This window comes from Photorhabdus thracensis (assembly GCF_001010285.1).
Lineage (GTDB): Bacteria > Pseudomonadota > Gammaproteobacteria > Enterobacterales > Enterobacteriaceae > Photorhabdus > Photorhabdus temperata.
This window is the reverse complement of sequence record NZ_CP011104.1, coordinates 4,870,145-4,889,853: the sequence shown is the minus strand read 5'-3', so window position 1 is coordinate 4,889,853 and position 19,709 is coordinate 4,870,145. Positions and strand designations below refer to the sequence as shown.

The window sequence follows — 19,709 nt, the reverse complement described above, 5'->3', positions numbered from 1 at the left end:
AGCTAATAGTGAGAGGGGAGGAAAAACTATGCTCTCAGTTAATATGAAAAGTGCTGTGTGTGATTGTAAAATCCCGGATCCCTGTATTCACAAATTAACTTTAAAAGTCGGTAAACGGGTTTTTATTTATCACCAGATTGAACCGATAGGGGATATTTGGGTAGTTGATGACGCTGACGGCATTCCCGTGGCGATTTCTCTGGTGGGAAAACGGTGTGTATCTGACAATCCGCAGTGCCCGAAAGCGATTTTTTATAGCCCGGATAATCCGGCGTTTCAGTTTCATGAATTGGCTAAAAACCCCATAAAAGGGCCGGGTACCGAGGATAAAATTCATTTTTCCAACCACACCTTACCGGTCGATCCGATAGCCAGTGATCCGCTGGGCTTTATTGAATCGTCTCTGTTTCAGCCAGGGGAGCTGAGTCATTTGCCCCATACCGATTATATTCTTGAGCTGACGCAATGCTACGGCCAGCCTTTTGTCACGCGTTCATTCCCGTTGGCGGACGATAAAGTGAAGGCGTTGTTATTGGGTCCGGTTGATGCGCTTTACACGACAATCCATGTTTTGCCGCAATATGAATGGACGCTGGATGTGACGATAGGGGCAGAGCAGGAAGTCCGGGAAAGAAGTGTGACGGAAAGAAAAGCGGAGGCGCTTGAGGAAAGGAAAAAAGCCAATCCGCATGCGAAAAGGCCGGGCGAAAACTGGCATAAACGCACCGCCGGCTATGAATTAACGGACACGTTAACTGTCGACGGGAGTTTTGCTTACACCCTGGGCCCCTATTCCCACACCTTCACGAGCGAATTGGAAGAAGAGTTTAAAACCAAACGCAGGAAACTGGGGTTAGTGAATAAAGGGCTTCAGGCGGTTGATACGTTACAAAAACTGTTTTCCAGTGAAGGCAGTCAGGAAATAAAATTGCTGGACATGGAAATCCAGACGCCGGAAATAAAATTAAGCGGCGGCAGTAAACTGGTCAACGCCCCGCAGGGCAATGAGGCTTATTTTGAACAGGCGGTTGCGGTGGAATTAGCACCGCTGATGGGGATTAAATTACGGCTGGATTTAATTCAGGCATTTGCCACGGAGTTCGGTGTTGAGAAATTAATTGCCTTAATTCGGGAGGGGTTAAAAGGAAAGGCGGCGGTAGACGACGGGCGGGACGGCGCTTATCTGGGGGCGCAATTGGATATGGTTTTGGAGGGGGCGTTAAATCTGTCGTTTAAATATGCCAGCAATGAAGAGCGGGAGATGGAATTCCAGTTGGGGGATATGATCAAGGGTACGCTGGCAATCAGTGCGGAAACCAATATTCAGGCGGGCTTTAAATATTATCTGGTGGAAGGGTATTTTAAAGCCGGTGCGGATATTGAAGCGGAAGGGTGCTTTGAGCTGAATAAGCAGGATAACGGGTTATATCTGGTATTTTTCCATGAGGGGATTGTTGCCAGTTATTATGTGGAGTATGGGGTGGGGAGTAAGCCACCTAAAAATAATGATGATTCCTCCAAACAAAAGAGCAAAATGGATAATAAGAAACAAAAAACATGGGAGATATATCCAAAACTGCCGAAGGAAAAATCGACATACAAATTGAGGTTATCGCAATGAAAAAAGCTTTTTTGTTTTTTATGGCCTTATTTTCACTATCAGCTTATGGGAAAAATACGATGGATAAAGTTAAATATATCACTTACTTGGAAACCAATCGGGCACGGTGTGTCCTTAGGGTCAATGGGATGTATACATTAAGTAACCTCAATTCAATGACTGGCACTATATCGACCGGGTATAATGTTGCGCCATTATTGCAAAACGGTAAAAACACCATCTATATTGAAATGGCTCCATTTCGCGATGCAGAAGAGGGATATATTTATAGAGATAAGGATGCCGAGTGTAAAGTTCGGCTGGTAAGGATGACACCTTACCAGTCCGATGAAATTACGAATATTATCGCCAGTGTGGCAGATAAAAATGGCATAGCAGAGCCTAATAGTATGAAATCCGTTAATTTTAATATTGATACTGCACAATCCAGTAAAATTACGGAAAAGAATCTCAAGGATGAAGGTATTTATTATGCGGAGCGGACAGTGACATTAAATGATCTGCCTGTCTGGGCCTGGACGACGGCTACTCCCTTGCCGGAAACGGAAGTAGGCACTGAGTTGGTTAAGAAAGCTTATGAAGATATCTGGCAAATAATGAAAAATAAAGATTTGGTCGCTTTACAATCGGCAGCCAAATTAACGTTGTATGAACATGCCCAGGCCAATGATAGTACAGAGCAGAGTTATTTTGATTCTTATGACTTTAAGCAAGATTTTGATAATGGCTATCAGGCGGTACCGATTGATTGGAGTAAGTATAAATTAATGCGTTATATGGGAGGCCGATTATTTCGATTCCAGCGTGAGCATAGTAATAATTCCCCCTTATTGTTTGAAAACAAAAATAATAGCGAAGATGGATTTACATTCAGTCCATATTTTTCTTTAATCAATGGAAAAGTGATTATTTCACGATAACTATGACCTTTTTAAAATCACTCAGTATTAACTGTTTCCGGCAGCTAATAGTGAGAGGGGAGGAAAAACTATGCTCTCAGTTAACATGAAAAGTGCTGTGTGTGATTGTAAAATCCCGGATCCCTGTATTCACAAATTAACTTTAAAAGTCGGTAAACGGGTTTTTATTTATCACCAGATTGAACCGATAGGGGATATTTGGGTAGTTGATGACGCTGACGGCATTCCCGTGGCGATTTCTCTGGTGGGAAAACGGTGTGTATCTGACAATCCGCAGTGCCCGAAAGCGATTTTTTATAGCCCGGATAATCCGGCGTTTCAGTTTCATGAATTGGCTAAAAACCCCATAAAAGGGCCGGGTACCGAGGATAAAATTCATTTTTCCAACCACACCTTACCGGTCGATCCGATAGCCAGTGATCCGCTGGGCTTTATTGAAGCGTCTGTGTTTCAGCCAGGGGAGCTGAGTCATTTGCCCCATACCGATTATATTCTTGAACTGACGCAATGCTACGGCCAGCCTTTTGTCACGCGTTCATTCCCGTTGGCGGACGATAAAGTGAAGGCGTTGTTATTGGGTCCGGTTGATGCGCTTTACACGACAATCCATGTTTTGCCGCAATATGAATGGACACTGGATGTGACGATAGGGGCAGAGCAGGAAGTCCGGGAAAGAAGTGTGGCGGAAAGAAAAGCGGAGGCGCTTGAGGAAAGGAAAAAAGCCAATCCGCATGCGAAAAGGCCGGGCGAAAACTGGCATAAACGCACCGCCGGCTATGAATTAACGGACACGTTAACTGTCGACGGGAGTTTTGCTTACACGTTAGGCCCCTATTCCCACACCTTCACGAGCGAATTGGAAGAAGAGTTTAAAACCAAACGCAGGAAACTGGGGTTAGTGAATAAAGGGCTTCAGGCGGTTGATACGTTACAAAAACTGTTTTCCAGTGAAGGCAGTCAGGAAATAAAACTGCTGGACATGGAAATCCAGACGCCGGAAATAAAATTAAGCGGCGGCAGTAAACTGGTCAACGCCCCGCAGGGCAATGAGGCTTATTTTGAACAGGCGGTTGCGGTGGAATTAGCACCGCTGATGGGGATTAAATTACGGCTGGATTTAATTCAGGCATTTGCCACGGAGTTCGGTGTTGAGAAATTAATTGCCTTAATTCGGGAGCAGGGGTTAAAAGGAAAGGCGGCGGTAGACGACGGGCGGGACGGCGCTTATCTGGGGGCGCAATTGGATATGGTGCTGGAAGGGGCGTTAAACTTGTCGTTTAAATATGCCAGCAATGAAGAGCGGGAGATGGAATTCCAGTTGGGGGATATGATCAAGGGTACGCTGGCAATCAGTGCGGAAACTAATATTCAGGCGGGCTTTAAATATTATCTGGTGGAAGGGTATTTTAAAGCCGGTGCGGATATTGAAGCGGAAGGATGCTTTGAGCTGAATAAGCAGGATAACGGGTTATATCTGGTATTTTTCCATGAGGGGATTGTTGCCAGTTATTATGTGGAGTATGGGGTGGGAACAAAACCAACTAAAGATAGAGGTAGTTTTGTTGGAAATATAACCAATTCGACCACCAAGAAGCAAAAAAAATGGGAGATATACCCGAAACTACCGAAAGAAAAATCGACGTACAAACTGAGGTTAGCGCAATGAAAAGAGTTTTCTTATTTTTTATAGCCTTATTTTCATTATCAGCTTATGGAGGAAATACAATGGATAAAGTTAAATATATTGCTTACTTAGAAACAAACCGTGCTTATTGTGTTCTCAGAGTCAATGGGATTTATACTTTAAGTAATTTGGGTTCAATTACTGGGACCATCTCGACGGGTTATAATGTTGCTCCGATATTGCAAAATGGTAAGAATACTATTTATATTGAAATAGCTCCATTCAGAAATGCAAAAGAGGGGTATGTTTATCAGGAAAAAGGTACGGAGTGTAAGGTTAGACTGGTAAGGGTAACTCCTTATGAGTCTGATGAAGTGACTAATATTATCGCCAGTGTAGCAGATAAAAATGGCACGTTGGAGCCCACCAGTATGAAATCCGTTAATTTTAATATTGATACCACTCAGTACAGCAAAATCACGGAAAAAAATCTTAAAGATAGGGGATTTTATTATGCGCAACGGACAGTGACATTCAATGATCTACCTGTCTGGGCCTGGACTATGGCGACCCCTTTGCCGGAAACTGCGACAAGTACTGAGCTGGTTAAAAAAGCTTATGAAGATATCTGGCAAATAATGAAAAATAAAGATTTGGTCGCTTTACAATCGGCAGCCAAATTAATGTTGTATGAACATGCCCAGGCCAATGATAGTACAGAACAGAGTTATTTTGATTCCTACGGCTTTAAGCAAGATTTTGATAACGGTTATCAGGCAGTACCGATAGACTGGAGTAAATATAAACTGGTGCGTTATCTCGGTGGCCGGTTATTTCGGTTTGAAGTTGATAAAAGTAACAACTCCCCTTTGTTGATGGAGGATAAAAATAATAGCGAAGATGGATTTACATTTAGCCCCTATTTTTCTTTAATCAATGGAAAAGTGGTTATTTCACGATAACTATGACCTTTTAAAAATCACTCAGTATTAACTGTTTCCGGCAGCTAATAGTGAGAGGGGAGGAAAAACTATGCTCTCAGTTAATATGAAAAGTGCGGTTTGCGATTGTAAAATCCCGGATCCCTGTATTCACAAATTAACCTTAAAAGTCGGTAAACGGGTTTTTATTTATCACCAGATTGAACCGATAGGGGATATTTGGGTGGTTGATGAATCTGACGGCATCCCCGTGGCGATTTCCCTGGTGGGAAAACGGTGTATATCTGATAATCCGCAGTGCCCGAAAGCGATTTTTTATAGCCCGGATAATCCGGCGTTTCAGTTTCATGAATTGGCTAAAAACCCCATAAAGGGCCCGGGTACCGAGGATAAAATTCATTTTTCCAACCACACCTTACCGGTCGATCCGATAGAAAATGATCCGCTGGGCTTTATTGAAGTGTCTCTGTTTCAGCCGGGGGCTCTGAATCATTTGCCCCATACCGATTATATTCTTGAGCTGACGCAATGTTACGGCCAGCCTTTTATCACGCGTTCATTCCCGTTGGCGGACGATAAAGTGAAGGCATTGTTATTGGGGCCGGTTGATGCGCTTTACACGACAATCCATGTTTTGCCGCAATATGAATGGACGCTGGATGTGACGATAGGGGCAGAGCAGGAAGTCCGGGAAAGAAGTGTGGCGGAAAGAAAAGCGGAGGCGCTTGAGGAAAGGAAAAAAGCCAATCCGCATGCGAAAAGGCCGGGCGAAAACTGGCATAAACGCACCGCCGGCTATGAATTAACGGACACGTTAACTGTCGACGGGAGTTTTGCTTACACGTTAGGCCCCTATTCCCACACCTTCACGAGCGAATTGGAAGAAGAGTTTAAAACCAAACGCAGGAAACTGGGGTTAGTGGATAAAGGGCTTCAGGCGGTTGATACGTTACAAAAACTGTTTTCCAGTGAAGGCAGTCAGGAAATAAAACTGCTGGACATGGAAATCCAGACGCCGGAAATAAAATTAAGCGGCGGCAGTAAACTGGTCAACGCCCCGCAGGGCAATGAGGCTTATTTTGAACAGGCGGTTGCGGTGGAATTAGCACCGCTGATGGGAATTAAATTACGGCTGGATTTAATTCAGGCATTTGCCACGGAGTTCGGTGTTGAAAAATTAATTGCCTTAATTCGGGAGCAGGGGTTAAAAGGAAAGGCGGCGGTAGACGACGGGCGGGACGGCGCTTATCTGGGGGCGCAATTGGATATGGTGCTGGAAGGGGCGTTAAACTTGTCGTTTAAATATGCCAGCAATGAAGAGCGGGAGATGGAATTCCAGTTGGGGGATATGGTCAAGGGTACGCTGGCGATTAGGGCGGAAACCAATATTCAGGCGGGCTTTAAATATTATCTGGTGGAAGGGTATTTTAAAGCCGGTGCGGATATTGAAGCGGAAGGGTGTTTTGAACTGGATAAGCAGGATAACGGGTTATATCTGGTATTTTTCCATGAGGGGATCGTTGCCAGTTATTATGTGGAGTATGGGGTGGGGAAAGGTATAACTAAAAATAATGATGATTCTATCAAGCAAAATAGCAAATTAGGTGATAAGAAACAAAAAAAATGGGAGATATATCTAAAACTGCCGAAGGAAAAATCGACATACAAATTGAGGTTATCGCAATGAAAAAAGTTTTTTTGTTTTTTATGGCTTTATTTTCACTATCAGCTTATGGGAAAAATACGATGGATAAAGTTAAATATATTACTTATTTAGAAACTAATCGAGCACGGTGTGTGCTTAAGGTAAATGGAATTTATACTTTAAGTAATCTCAATTCAATGACTGGCACTATATCGACCGGGTACAATGTTGCGCCATTATTGCAAAATGGTAAAAACACTGTCCATATCGAAATGGCCCCGTTTAGTGATGCAGAAGAGGGGTATATTTATAAAGATAAGCAGGCGGAATGTAAAGTTCGACTGGTAAGGATGACACCTTACCAGTCTGATGAAATTACGAATATTATCGCTAGTGTGGCAGATAAAAATGGCATAGCAGAGCCTAATAGTATGAAATCCATTAATTTTAATACCAATACCGCGCAGTACAGCAAAATTACGGAAAATAACCTAAAAGATGAAGGTTTTTATTATGTGGAGAGGACAGTGACATTAAATGATCTGCCTGTCTGGGCCTGGACTATGGCGACCCCTTTGCCGGAAACAGCAGCAAGTACTGAATTGGTTAAGAAAGCCTATGAAGATATCTGGCAAATGTTGAAAAAACAGGATTTGGCGGCACTGAAAACAGCCTATCAGTTAACGTTGCATGAGGAATCCCAGGCTAATGACAGTACTGAACAAATTCATTTTGATTCGTTGGATTTTAAACATTACTTTGATAAAGGCTATCAGGCAGTACCGATAGATTGGAGTAAATATAAACTGGTGCGTTATATGGATGGTCGGTTATTTCGGTATGAGCTTAATGATAGTATAAAATCACCGTTGCTAATTGAGGATAAAAATAATAGCGAAAATGGATTTATATATAATCCGATTTTTTCTTTAATCAATGGAAAAGTGGTTATTTCACGGTAACTATGACCTTTTTAAAATCACTCAGTATTAACTGTTTCCGGCAGCTAATAGTGAGAGGGGAGGAAAACTATGCTCTCAGTTAATATGAAAAGTGCGGTTTGCGATTGTAAAATCCCGGATCCCTGTATTCACAAATTAACCTTAAAAGTCGGTAAACGGGTTTTTATTTATCACCAGATTGAACCGATAGGGGATATTTGGGTGGTTGATGAATCTGACGGCATCCCCGTGGCGATTTCTCTGGTGGGAAAACGGTGTGTATCTGACAATCCGCAGTGCCCGAAAGCGATTTTTTATAGCCCGGATAATCCGGCGTTTCAGTTTCATGAATTGGCTAAAAACCCCATAAAAGGGCCGGGTACCGAGGATAAAATTCATTTTTCCAACCACACCTTACCGGTCGATCCGATAGCCAGTGATCCGCTGGGCTTTATTGAAGCGTCTGTGTTTCAGCCAGGGGAGCTGAGTCATTTGCCCCATACCGATTATATTCTTGAGTTGACGCAATGCTACGGCCAGCCTTTTGTCACGCGTTCATTCCCGTTGGCGGACGATAAAGTGAAGGCGTTGTTATTGGGGCCGGTTGATGCGCTTTACACGACAATCCATGTTTTGCCGCAATATGAATGGACGCTGGATGTGACGATAGGGGCAGAGCAGGAAGTCCGGGAAAGAAGTGTGGTGGAAAGAAAAGCGGAGGCGCTTGAGGAAAGGAAAAAAGCCAATCCGCATGCGAAAAGGCCGGGCGAAAACTGGCATAAACGCACGGCGGGTTATGAATTAACGGATACGTTAACTCTTGAGGGGAGTTTTGCTTACACGTTAGGCCCGTATTCCCACACCTTCACGCATGAACTGGAAGAAGAGTTTAAAACCAAACGCCAGAAACTGGGGTTAGTAAATAAAGGTCTTCAGGCGGTTGATACATTGCAAAAACTGTTTTCCAGTGAAGGCAGTCAGGAAATAAAACTGCTGGACATGGAAATCCAGACGCCGGAAATAAAATTAAGCGGCGGCAGTAAACTGGTCAACGCCCCGCAGGGCAATGAGGCTTATTTTGAACAGGCGGTTGCGGTGGAATTAGCACCGCTGATGGGGATTAAATTACGGCTGGATTTAATTCAGGCATTTGCCACGGAGTTCGGTGTTGAGAAATTAATTGCCTTAATTCGGGAGCAGGGGTTAAAAGGAAAGGCGGCGGTAGACGACGGGCGGGACGGTGCTTATCTGGGGGCGCAATTGGATATGGTTTTGGAAGGGGCGTTAAACTTGTCGTTTAAATATGCCAGCAATGAAGAGCGGGAAATGGAATTCCAGTTGGGGGATCTGGTCAGGGGTACGCTGGCGATTAGGGCGGAAACCAATATTCAGGCGGGCTTTAAATATTATCTGGTGGAAGGGTATTTTAAAGCCGGTGCGGATATTGAAGCGGAAGGGTGTTTTGAACTGGATAAGCAGGATAAAGGATTATGTCTGGTGTTTTTTCATGAGGGGATCGTTGCCAGTTATTATGTGGAGTATGGGTTAGGAACTGCTCCATCTAAAAATGAAGAAGCTGTTTTTAATCATAAAAGCAAAACAGATACAAAGAAACAAAAAAAATGGGAGATATATCCGAAACTACCAAAAGAAAAGTCGACATACAAACTGAGGTTAACGCAATGAAAAAAGTTTTTTTGTTTTTTATAGCCTTATTTTCATTATCAGTCTATGGGAAAAATATGATGGACAAAGTTAAATATATTACTTATTTAGAAACAAATAATGTACTTTGTAGACTTAAAGTCAATGGGATCTACACTTTAAGTAATTTTGGATCAATTAGAGGTACTATATCGACCGGGTATAATGTTGCAGTGATATTACAAAACGGTAAAAACGTTATCAGTCTTGATATGGGGCCATTAAGTGCCCGGGATGATAAGTATGTTTATAAAGAAAAAAATGCGGAATGTAAGGTTAGATTGGTAAGGGTAACTCCTTATGAGTCTGATGAAGTGACTAATATTATTACCAGCGTGGCAGATAAAAATGGCACATTAGAACCTGATAGTACGCAGTCCGTTAATTTTAATATTGATACTACACAATCCAGTAGAATTACGACGAAAGAATATCCGGATGAGTTTTATTATCATACAGAGCGGACAGTGACATTAAATGATCTGCCTGTCTGGGCCTGGACTATGGCGACCCCTTTGCCGGAAACTGCGACAAGTACTGAGCTGGTTAAAAAAGCTTATGAAGATATCTGGCAAATAATGAAAAATAAAGATTTGGTCGCTTTACAATCGGCAGCCAAATTAATGTTGTATGAACATGCCCAGGCCAATGATAGTACAGAACAGAGTTATTTTGATTCTTACGGCTTTAAGGAAGATTTTGATAACGGTTATCAGGCAGTACCGATAGACTGGAGTAAATATAAACTGGTGCGTTATCTCGGTGGCCGGTTATTTCGGTTTGAAGTTGATAAAAGTAACAACTCCCCTTTGTTGATGGAGGATAAAAATAATAGCGAAGATGGATTTACATTTAGCCCCTATTTTTCTTTAATCAATGGAAAAGTGGTTATTTCACGATAACTATGACCTTTTTAAAATCACTCAGTATTAACTGTTTCCGGCAGCTAATAGTGAGAGGGGAGGAAAAACTATGCTCTCAGTTAACATGAAAAGTGCTGTGTGTGATTGTAAAATCCCGGATCCCTGTATTCACAAATTAACCTTAAAAGTCGGTAAACGGGTTTTTATTTATCACCAGATTGAACCGATAGGGGATATTTGGGTGGTTGATGACGCCGACGGTATTCCCGTGACGATTTCTCTGGTGGGAAAACGGTGTATATCTGACAATCCGCAGTGCCCGAAAGCGATTTTTTATAGCCCGGATAATCCGGCGTTTCAGTTTCATGAATTGGCTAAAAACCCCATAAAGGGCCCGGGTACCGAGGATAAAATCCATTTTTCCAACCACACCTTACCGGTTGATCCGATAGCCAGTGATCCGCTGGGCTTTATTGAAGCGTCTCTGTTTCAGCCGGGGGCTCTGAATCATTTACCCCATACTGATTATATTCTTGAGCTGACGCAATGTTACGGCCAGCCTTTTATCACACGTTCATTCCCGTTGGCGGACGATAAAGTGAAGGCGTTGTTATTGGGGCCGGTTGATGCGCTTTACACGACAATCCATGTTTTGCCGCAATATGAATGGACGCTGGATGTGACGATAGGGGCAGAGCAGGAAGTCCGGGAAAGAAGTGTGGCGGAAAGAAAAGCGGAGGCGCTTGAGGAAAGGAAAAAAGCCAATCCGCATGCGAAAAGGCCGGGCGAAAACTGGCATAAACGCACGGCGGGTTATGAATTAACGGATACGTTAACTCTTGAGGGGAGTTTTGCTTACACGTTAGGCCCGTATTCCCACACCTTCACGCATGAATTGGAAGAAGAGTTGAAAACCAAACGCAGGAAACTGGGGTTAGTGGATAAAGGGCTTCAGGCGGTTGATACGTTACAAAAACTGTTTTCCAGTGAAGGCAGTCAGGAAATAAAATTGCTGGACATGGAAATCCAGACGCCGGAAATAAAATTAAGCGGCGGCAGTAAACTGGTCAACGCCTCGCATGGCAATGAGGCTTATTTTGAACAGGCGGTTGCGGTGGAATTAGCGCCATTGATTGGGGTGAAATTGCGGCTGGATTTAATTCAGGCATTTGCCACGGAGTTCGGTGTTGAGAAATTAATTGCGCTTATTCGTGAACAGGGGTTAAAAGGAAAAGCGGCGGTAGACGACGGGCGGGACGGTGCTTATCTGGGGGCGCAATTGGATATGGTTTTGGAAGGGGCGTTAAACTTGTCGTTTAAATATGCCAGCAATGAAGAGCGGGAAATGGAATTCCAGTTGGGGGATCTGGTCAGGGGTACGCTGGCGATTAGGGCGGAAACGAATATTCAGGCGGGCTTTAAATATTATCTGGTGGAAGGGTATTTTAAAGCCGGTGCGGATATTGAAGCGGAAGGGTGCTTTGAGCTGAATAAGCAGGATAACGGGTTATATCTGGTATTTTTCCATGAGGGGATTGTTGCCAGTTATTATGTGGAGTATGGGGTAGGAATTTCACCACCTGAAAATAATGATGAATCCTCTAAACAAAAGAGCAAAATGGATGCTAAGAAACAAAAAAAATGGGAAATATATCCGAAGTTGCCGAAAGAAAAGTCGACATATAAATTGAGGTTATCGCAATGAAAAAAGCTTTTTTGTTTTTTATGGTCTTATTTTCATTATCAGCTTATGGGGAAAATACAATGGATAAAGTTAAATATATCACTTACTTGGAAACCAATCGGGCACGGTGTGTCCTTAGGGTCAATGGGATGTATACATTAAGTAACCTCAATTCAATGACTGGCACTATATCAACCGGGTATAATGTTGCGCCATTATTGCAAAATGGTAAAAACACCATCTATATTGAAATGGCTCCATTTCGCGATGCAGAAGAGGGATATATTTATAGAGATAAGGATGCCGAGTGTAAAGTTCGGCTGGTAAGGATGACACCTTACCAGTCCGATGAAATCACGAATATTATCGCCAGTGTAGCAGATAAAAATGGTATAGCAGAGCCTAATAGTATGAAATCCGTTAATTTTAATATTGATACTGCACAATCCAGTAAAATTACGGAAAAGAATCTCAAGGATGAAGGTATTTATTATGCGGAGCGGACAGTAACATTAAATGATCTGCCTGTTTGGACTTGGACCACGGCTACTCCCTTGCCGGAAACGGAAGTAAGTACTGAGTTGGTTAAGAAAGCTTATGAAGATATCTGGCAAATAATGAAAAATAAAGATTTGGTCGCTTTACAATCGGCAGCCAAGTTAATGTTGTATGAACATGCGCAGGCTAATGACAGTACAGAACAAGGTTATTTTGATTCTCTCGACTTTAAGAAAGATTTTGATAACGGTTATCAGGTAGTACCGATAGACTGGAATAAATACAAATTGGTACGTTATATGGGGGGCCGATTATTTCGGTTTGAAGTTGCACATGGATCACCATCCCCATTATTAATTAGGGATAAGGATGGTAAGAATGGCCGCACATTTAGCCCCTATTTTTCTTTAATCAATGGAAAAGTGGTTATTTCACGATAACTATGACCTTTTTAAAATCACTCAGTATTAACTGTTTCCGGCAGCTAATAGTGAGAGGGGAGGAAAACTATGCTCTCAGTTAATATGAAAAGTGCGGTTTGCGATTGTAAAATCCCGGACCCCTGTATTCACAAATTAACCTTAAAAGTCGGTAAACGGGTTTTTATTTATCACCAGATTGAACCGATAGGGGATATTTGGGGGGGTGATGAAGCCGGTGGTGTTTTCATACAGTTTCTCAGAATCATGGGCATCAGGAGAAATATTGATTTCTAGTTTCTACAGTTGTAATAGTAAGTTGGTTTATGGGTTTCCAAAGGGGGCCCAAATGCAGGTATTAATCTGAGCCGGCTCTAGAGAGCCGGAATTTATGATTTGGGCCATTGCCTAGCGGTATGTAGGATACGGAGAATACGTATTGTTTCACCAGCAATGTCATAGATTAGGATGTAATTTTGGTGAATTACTAACTCGCGGGTGCTGTTAACTCTGCCTGGTCGACCAGCATCGGGGTGATCAGTCAGACAATTAGCTTTTTTTGAAAAGAGTTCATCAAGAGCCAATGCTGCTAAAGGGTTATTTATCTCAATATAGTCATAGATTTCTTCACGGTCTTGAATGGCCTCCGGTGTCCAGAATAATTGCATTATTTGGCTTCAAAACGGCGGAGTGTGGCTTCACGACGAGCCAAAAATTTAGCCTCAACCTGATCAGCTGACACTAGATTACCGGCATTGGCAGAAGCTTGACCTATTTCTATTTGTCTGCGGTACCAGGCATCATAAGCGCTCGCTTCTTGTTGCTGGCGCACAAAGTCGCGCATGAAGTCACGTAGTAGCTGTGCGCCTTTGCGATCAAGCGATTTCGCAGCTGCGGCGAAATCATTTTTTAGAGCATCATCAACCCGAAAGGTAAAAGTAGTTTCGCTCATAGCTATTGCTCCATCATATTGTGTTACAAAGTAAGTATAGTGTAGTACTTAGATGAATAGAATACTACCGGCAGGATGGTAAAATATAATATGTGGCCCTGCTATGGTAGTTTTAGCTTATTTGTCATAGAGGATGGGGAGTGTATGGAGGAAGACGGTTGAAGAAAACCACGTGTGGCGGAATTATGAAACCTTATTTACTTACTATGCGAAATCGCCATTTATTTTATATTTCTAAGTGTTAATTACTCGTAATAATTAATACTTAGAAATAAAGAGAAATAACAAAACTAAAGTAAACCCTCAAAATTAGAGGATTTCCCCATTAACTGCTGACCAATGATAAGGTTGTAATTCACGTATTGTTTTAAATAACAGCTCGTTTTTTTCATTAGTCACGGCCGCCTTAACTGAACTACCCCAATGCACCAAACGTTCTTGGCATATTCCGCAGGGTGTCAAAATGATATATTTGCAACCGGCATCTTCACGACAGAGACATAAGGAGTGTGTTACCGCTTCATTAAGCTTATGTGCCTCCAAATAGGCACCGACTTCCATACAAAGGGATAATGCGTCATTTTTGGTATCAGGGGCAATGCTGGTTAGGATCTTACCCGATTCTGTTCGTACTGCGGCTGCACCACCCCATCCTTTGGGCAGGGCGCGAGCATACTTTTTTACCCCTCCCCCCCTTGAATGAACCGTAATTATATGATCTCATTCTCCTTATTTTTCTTTTTAATACTCGCCCATGAATCCGAACCAGACCCTGATTGAACATTTAACCGTTGTGAAAGAAACTCGTTCTGACATCAATCGTCAATACGAGCTGATTGATGTTATTTTTCTTGTCATCAGCGCCATTCTCGCTGGCGCTGAAGGTTGGCAAGATATTGAAACTTATGGTCGGGCCAAAATTACGTGGCTGAAAAAATATCGCCCCTTTCTCAGTGGAATACCATGCCGACACACGGTTGCCAGAATTGTGCGCGCTATTGAACTTGATTCGCTGTTGGAGGCTTTGCTCAACTGGATCAATGAACAACGTGAACAGGCAGGGAAACCGGTCATTGCCTTCGATGGAAAAGTTCTGCGACGCGCCTACCGTAATGAAAAGCAAAACGCCGTCCAACTGGTCACGGCATATGATACGGAACAAGGATTAGTCCTGAGCCAGAAAGCCACTGCCACGAAAAACGGGGAAATCAGTATCGTGCGGCAGATGTTGGATATCCTTGACCTGAAAGGCAGCATCGTCACGCTGGATGCTTTGCATTGTCAGCGCCAAACGCTGGAAAAAATCAGCGAAAAGAAAGCCCATGTCGTGGTTCAGGTGAAAAAAAATCAACCCCATCTGTGGGAAGCCGTCCAATCGCAATTTCAGGCGGTGTTTGATGCCGGTAAAGAAAAAATTATCACGGAAGTTAAGCAAGAAGCCCATGGCCGGCGTGAAGAGCGTTATGTGTTTCAGTTAAGGCCCCAATTTACGGCAGAATTAATCGAGAAATGGCCGACCATTCGTAGCATTATCGCCGTAGAACGTCACCGGACACAAAATGGCAAAGGAACGGTGGACACGTCTTATTATGTGAGTTCCCTTTCGCCCAAGCATAAATCACTGGGATATTATATTCGCCAGCATTGGCGGATTGAAAATACCCAGCACTATATTCTTGATGTGGTCTTTAAAGAAGATGATTCACGAATTGTTCTGGAGGGTGCAGTTGAGAATCTGGCCTTATTCCGTCGTATCGTCCTGAATCTGGTCAAACAATGCGATTGCGGGGCACCGAGCCAAAGGAACAAGCTTAAAAAAGCGGGTTGGTGCGATGATTATCGGGCAAGAGTTTTCTTTGGATGAATAGCAGTCAAAGTATGCTCGTGCCCTGATCCTTTGGGGTATCGCTTTTCAATTAAGTTAACTGCGGCGTTATATAACTCTTGTTCTATATTCATTAATTTACTGCTCCTGCACCATTAGCCTATTTTATTTCTCTGTGTTAATGACATCTTTGAAAATAAAATCTTAACTGTTATTAATAATATATTATATAGCTAAAATCCTAAAATCCGCTTTTCTCTTATTTATCGATAAAACTTTACAGTATTAAACAGTACGATTTATACAGTATATAACACTTATGATTTTTTAGATCAATTTTGGTTCGAAAATCATCTTTAAATAACCATTCCACTAATAATTACCGCTAGCCGATTAAACAATTCACTGAACATACGCTCAGAAAATGGCGCCAACATGGGGATTAAAAGTGTCAGTACCAGGATACCGGTAGTGAGCGTTAGCGGAAAACCGACCACAAAGATGGAGAGTTGTGGTGTCATGCGGTTTAAGATCCCCAATGAGAAATTAAGCGTCAATAGTAATGTTATTAATGGCAGTGCCAGCATCATGCCGTTGATAAATATCATGCTAGCGCTTTGTGACAAGAGCCAAAATCCTTGAGCACTGAGCTGCAATGGTTGTACCGGTATAACCTGGAATGTATCCGCCAGAACGGACAATAGCCACAGATGACCATCAAAAGCCAGAAATAGCAGTAAAGTCAGCAAGTTAAAAATACGCGCCAGAATGGGCATATTGGGGCCGCCGGAGGGATCAAAAAAGGTGGCGAATGAAAGCCCCATCTGTAAGCCAATGATTTCACCGGCATGACGTACCGCAGCAAAGGCTATTTGCATGGTCAGGCCAAGTGATGCGCCAATTAGGATTTGCTGGACCGTTACCCAAAATCCGACAACAGAGAAAATAGGCACTTGCGCGGGTTGCAGGTTTGGCATTAAGAGCAGCGTTACCATCACTGCCAACCCGATCCGAACTTTCTTGGGGGCCTGTTTTTCACTGAATAATGGCGCGGTACTGAACAGCGCAAGGATCCGGACCAGCGGCCAGAAAAGTTCACTGATAAATTGAATCAGCATTTCACTGTCAAAAGAGATCATAATCAGCCGATTATCACGGGTATGCTGCTGTAGAGTTCACGCATGTAGTCCAGAAATAGATTCAGCATCCAGGGACCGGCGATAACTGTAGTGACAAATACCGCTAGAATTTTGGGGATAAATGACAGCGTCATTTCGTTAACCTGTGTCGCGGCTTGTAATAAGCTGACAATTAAACCGCATAATAAAGCAGATAAAAGCAGCGGTGCAGCCAGCGCCAGTGCGACTTTCATTGCTTCTGTGCCCAATGCCATTACCGATTCAGGAGTCATAATGTTTGTCTCTTTTCAGGTCAACCGTAGAAACTTTGTGCCAAAGAACCCAGCAATAATTGCCAGCCATCAACCAATACAAACAACATAAGTTTAAAGGGTAACGAGATTGTCGCGGGTGGCACCATCATCATCCCCAGCGCCATTAAAACACTGGCGACGACCAGGTCAATAATCAGAAATGGGATGAATAGGGTAAAACCAATCTGGAATGCAGTTTTTAGCTCACTGGTAATAAATGCCGGCATCAGTACCCGCATAGGAACTGAGTCTGCGGTTTCAAAAGGGGGCTGGTCAGCAAGACGGGCAAACAACGCTAAATCGTTTTCCCGTGTCTGACGTAACATAAATTGCCGTAATGGCTTGGCGCCATTTTCTAAAGCGGTTTCCAGGCTGATTTTATCTTCACTGAAAGGCAGGTAAGCATCCTGATAAACTTTATCGAAAACCGGCGACATAATAAAAAATGTCATAAATAACGTCAGCCCCAGTAAAACCTGATTGGGCGGAGCCGATGGGGTGCCTAACGCATTACGCAGTAAACCCAACACAATAATAATGCGGGTAAAACTGGTCATCATGAGCAAAGCAGCGGGAATAAAACCCAGCGCGGTAATAAAAACTAAAGTCTGAACCGGCAGGGACCAGCTTTGTCCGCCATTGGCCAGTGGTTGGCTGATAATCCCTGGCAACTGTGCTGCGACATCCATGGGTAAAATCAGCGCAGTGAGTGCCATTGCCAGGCGGCATGATAATGAGAATTTACTGCTCGTCATAAAGAAAGAACTACTTTTTTTCATCGGCCTTGCCTTGTCGCATCAGGGTATTTTTTAGAATCTGACCAAACAGTGCCGGTTTTATGGGTTGTCCTTCGGGGTTATCACCGCTGGATTCAGGTATTGGCATCTGATGTAACAAATTAATCTGCTGGGCGGTAACGCCTAATACTAACCAGTCATTTTCAATCTCCACAACGACAACACGTTCACGTTGTCCAAGTGAGCAACTGGCTTTGATACTCAGTTGTTGCTGTGTTTTTCCTTTGCCGGAAACTAGCCCCATACGGCGTATCAACCAGGTGAGGGTGAAAATTAACAGTAAAACACCGGCTAACGCGCTGCTGACCTGTATCAATGTCTGACCTGCGGAAAGCGGCGCAGCAGTGGCGACCTGTGTAACCGCCTGGGTTTGCGCGACAGATTCTGCCGCGCCATGATGAAGAGAAGGCTGGAAAGCCATATTAGCGACTCAGTCGACGCATACGTTCGGAAGGGGTGATGATATCGGTGATACGGATGCCGTATTTATCCGATACAACCACAACTTCACCCTGCGCAATCAGGTAGCCGTTGATTAAAATATCCAACGGTTCCCCGGCAAGGCCATCAAGAGAGACGACGGAGCCTTGAGATAATCTCAGCAGTTGTTTGATTGTCATTTTTGTCCGGCCCAGTTCGACGGATAATTTGACCGGAATATCCAGAATCAGGTCGATATCCGATAAATGAGCCAGGGCATCCTGAGGCTCCAGAGATTCAAATATTGCCGCGCTATTGTCAGAGGTTTGTTGTTGCGCGGCCTGTTGTTCCAGCGCTTCTGCCCACATATCTTCGGCAGATCCGGTTGAAGCGGTATCTGTGGGTTGTTTAGCGTCACTCATTGGGCTGTTCCTCATCCAGAGCATTTAAAACAGGGTTAATAAGGTGTTCGACACGCAGGGCGTATTGCCCGTTTAATGTTCCGTATTGACTGGTGAGCACTGGCACACCATCAACGTGAACGATCAAGCGTTCGGGTTTATCAATAGGTAATATATCGCCCGGCTGAAGTTGCAGAATTTTTGATAGCCTCAGCGGGATGTCAACAAAGTTGGCGACCAGCTCCAGTTCTGAATGCTGAACTTGTTTTACCAAGCTTTCCCGCCACAGACTGTCTTCTTGGCGGACATTTTCCAATGGTGGATTGGTCAGGCGTTCCCGCAGTGGTTCGATCATGGCAAACGGAATACAGATGTTAAATTCACCACTCAACGCGCCAATTTCCACCTGAAACGGTGTCGTAACTACAATATCGTTCGGTGATGTCGTGATGTTGGTGAATTTCACCTGCATTTCAGAGCGGATATATTCCACTTCAATTTTGAAAATGGAATCCCAGGCATCACGGTAGGAATCCAGCGCCATACGTAACATCCGGTTAATCACCCGTTGTTCAGTATTGGTGAATTCACGGCCTTCCACTTTGGTCGGGAAACGTCCATCACCACCAAACAGGTTATCTACCGCGATGTAAACCAGGCTGGGGGCAAATGCAAACAGTGCGGTTCCTCTCAACGGTTTCAGGTGAACAAGGTTAAGGTTGGTCGGCACCGCCAGGTTACGGGCGAATTCGTGATAAGGCTGAATTTTTATTGCTCCGACGGTAATGTCAGGACTACGGCGGAGCATGTTGAACAACCCCATCCTGAAATGACGGGCAAAACGTTCGTTAATAATTTCCAGTGCTTGCAGACGTTCCCGAACAACACGGCGTTGGGTATTGGGATCGTAAGGGCGAACCTCGTTTTCCCCAGACGCGGTGTTTTCTGCGTCGTCAATGGCACTGTCGCCATTGAGCAGAGCATCAATCTCGGCTTGTGAAAGAATATTGTCACTCATGGTG

At 43.6% G+C, this 19,709-nt stretch carries 21 protein-coding genes; 12 read left to right on the top strand and 9 right to left on the bottom strand.

Features of this window, described 5'->3' with window-relative positions:
- Positions 1-28: 28 nt before the first annotated feature.
- The 11 genes from VY86_RS21345 (at position 29) to VY86_RS21295 (ending at position 13,157) form a co-directional block, all read left to right on the top strand.
- On the top strand, positions 29-1,621 hold the full coding sequence (locus VY86_RS21345; RefSeq protein ID WP_046976480.1) for a hypothetical protein: 1,593 nt from the start codon (positions 29-31) through the stop codon (positions 1,619-1,621).
- Positions 1,618-2,541, top strand: a complete 924-nt coding sequence (locus VY86_RS22715; protein ID WP_052760884.1) for a hypothetical protein — start codon at positions 1,618-1,620, stop codon at positions 2,539-2,541. The genes VY86_RS21345 and VY86_RS22715 overlap by 4 nt, the downstream gene beginning before the upstream one ends.
- A 70-nt stretch (positions 2,542-2,611) precedes the next feature.
- Positions 2,612-4,207: a hypothetical protein gene (locus tag VY86_RS21335; RefSeq protein ID WP_046976479.1), complete on the top strand. Its 1,596-nt coding sequence runs from the start codon at positions 2,612-2,614 to the stop codon at positions 4,205-4,207.
- Positions 4,208-4,266: 59 nt separating this feature from the next.
- On the top strand, positions 4,267-5,127 hold the full coding sequence (locus VY86_RS21330) for a hypothetical protein (RefSeq protein WP_046976478.1): 861 nt from the start codon (positions 4,267-4,269) through the stop codon (positions 5,125-5,127).
- A 70-nt stretch (positions 5,128-5,197) separates the two neighbouring features.
- On the top strand, positions 5,198-6,793 hold the full coding sequence (locus VY86_RS21325; protein ID WP_046976477.1) for a hypothetical protein: 1,596 nt from the start codon (positions 5,198-5,200) through the stop codon (positions 6,791-6,793).
- On the top strand, positions 6,790-7,713 hold the full coding sequence (locus VY86_RS21320; protein WP_046976476.1) for a hypothetical protein: 924 nt from the start codon (positions 6,790-6,792) through the stop codon (positions 7,711-7,713). The genes VY86_RS21325 and VY86_RS21320 overlap by 4 nt, the downstream gene beginning before the upstream one ends.
- Before the next feature lie 69 nt (positions 7,714-7,782).
- Complete coding sequence (locus VY86_RS21315) at positions 7,783-9,378, top strand: hypothetical protein (protein ID WP_046976475.1); 1,596 nt, start codon at positions 7,783-7,785, stop codon at positions 9,376-9,378.
- A complete protein-coding gene (locus VY86_RS21310; protein ID WP_046976474.1) occupies positions 9,375-10,298 on the top strand; it encodes a hypothetical protein in 924 nt (307 codons plus the stop codon). The genes VY86_RS21315 and VY86_RS21310 overlap by 4 nt, the downstream gene beginning before the upstream one ends.
- 70 nt (positions 10,299-10,368) lie before the next feature.
- Positions 10,369-11,964, top strand: coding sequence for a hypothetical protein (locus VY86_RS21305; protein WP_046976473.1), 1,596 nt, complete (start codon positions 10,369-10,371; stop codon positions 11,962-11,964).
- A 59-nt stretch (positions 11,965-12,023) separates the two neighbouring features.
- Complete coding sequence (locus VY86_RS21300) at positions 12,024-12,881, top strand: hypothetical protein (protein ID WP_238591520.1); 858 nt, start codon at positions 12,024-12,026, stop codon at positions 12,879-12,881.
- 69 nt (positions 12,882-12,950) lie between these two features.
- Complete coding sequence (locus VY86_RS21295; protein ID WP_046976471.1) at positions 12,951-13,157, top strand: hypothetical protein; 207 nt, start codon at positions 12,951-12,953, stop codon at positions 13,155-13,157.
- 92 nt (positions 13,158-13,249) lie between these two features.
- Here the strand turns inward: VY86_RS21295 and VY86_RS21290 are convergent, their stop codons facing one another.
- The 3 genes from VY86_RS21290 to VY86_RS26635 form a co-directional block, all read right to left on the bottom strand.
- Complete coding sequence (locus tag VY86_RS21290; protein WP_046976470.1) at positions 13,250-13,528, bottom strand: type II toxin-antitoxin system RelE/ParE family toxin; 279 nt, start codon at positions 13,526-13,528, stop codon at positions 13,250-13,252.
- The gene (locus tag VY86_RS21285) at positions 13,528-13,812 is read right to left on the bottom strand and encodes a CopG family ribbon-helix-helix protein (RefSeq protein ID WP_021324083.1); all 285 of its coding nucleotides are present in this window, start codon (positions 13,810-13,812) and stop codon (positions 13,528-13,530) included. Before VY86_RS21285 ends, VY86_RS21290 begins: the two co-directional genes overlap by 1 nt.
- Before the next feature lie 309 nt (positions 13,813-14,121).
- The gene (locus VY86_RS26635) at positions 14,122-14,424 is read right to left on the bottom strand and encodes a cytidine deaminase (RefSeq protein WP_420800633.1); all 303 of its coding nucleotides are present in this window, start codon (positions 14,422-14,424) and stop codon (positions 14,122-14,124) included.
- Between the two features lie 142 nt (positions 14,425-14,566).
- Here VY86_RS26635 and VY86_RS21275 point away from each other — a divergent pair, with 142 nt between their 5' ends.
- Positions 14,567-15,676 (top strand): ISAs1 family transposase, encoded by a 1,110-nt coding sequence (locus VY86_RS21275; RefSeq protein WP_046974065.1) that lies wholly within the window; start codon positions 14,567-14,569, stop codon positions 15,674-15,676.
- 317 nt (positions 15,677-15,993) lie between these two features.
- Here VY86_RS21275 and fliR read toward each other — a convergent pair whose 3' ends face one another.
- From fliR to fliM, 6 genes are read right to left on the bottom strand one after another with little or no spacing between them, the layout of a single operon-like run.
- Positions 15,994-16,776 carry a flagellar biosynthetic protein FliR gene (gene fliR, locus VY86_RS21270; RefSeq protein WP_046976468.1) on the bottom strand — a complete coding sequence of 261 codons (783 nt, stop codon included), beginning with the start codon at positions 16,774-16,776 and terminating at the stop codon, positions 15,994-15,996.
- A 2-nt stretch (positions 16,777-16,778) separates the two neighbouring features.
- Entirely contained in the window at positions 16,779-17,048 is a 270-nt protein-coding gene (gene fliQ, locus VY86_RS21265; RefSeq protein ID WP_021324077.1) for a flagellar biosynthesis protein FliQ, read from the bottom strand.
- 20 nt (positions 17,049-17,068) lie between these two features.
- Positions 17,069-17,785, bottom strand: coding sequence for a flagellar type III secretion system pore protein FliP (gene fliP / locus VY86_RS21260; protein ID WP_158020045.1), 717 nt, complete (start codon positions 17,783-17,785; stop codon positions 17,069-17,071).
- A gap of 49 nt (positions 17,786-17,834) precedes the next feature.
- Entirely contained in the window at positions 17,835-18,287 is a 453-nt protein-coding gene (gene fliO, locus VY86_RS21255) for a flagellar biosynthetic protein FliO (protein ID WP_046976467.1), read from the bottom strand.
- Between the two features lies 1 nt (position 18,288).
- Positions 18,289-18,708 carry a flagellar motor switch protein FliN gene (gene fliN, locus VY86_RS21250; RefSeq protein WP_046976466.1) on the bottom strand — a complete coding sequence of 140 codons (420 nt, stop codon included), beginning with the start codon at positions 18,706-18,708 and terminating at the stop codon, positions 18,289-18,291.
- Positions 18,701-19,705: a flagellar motor switch protein FliM gene (gene fliM, locus VY86_RS21245; RefSeq protein ID WP_021324074.1), complete on the bottom strand. Its 1,005-nt coding sequence runs from the start codon at positions 19,703-19,705 to the stop codon at positions 18,701-18,703. The genes fliN and fliM overlap by 8 nt, the downstream gene beginning before the upstream one ends.
- Positions 19,706-19,709 lie beyond the last annotated feature (4 nt).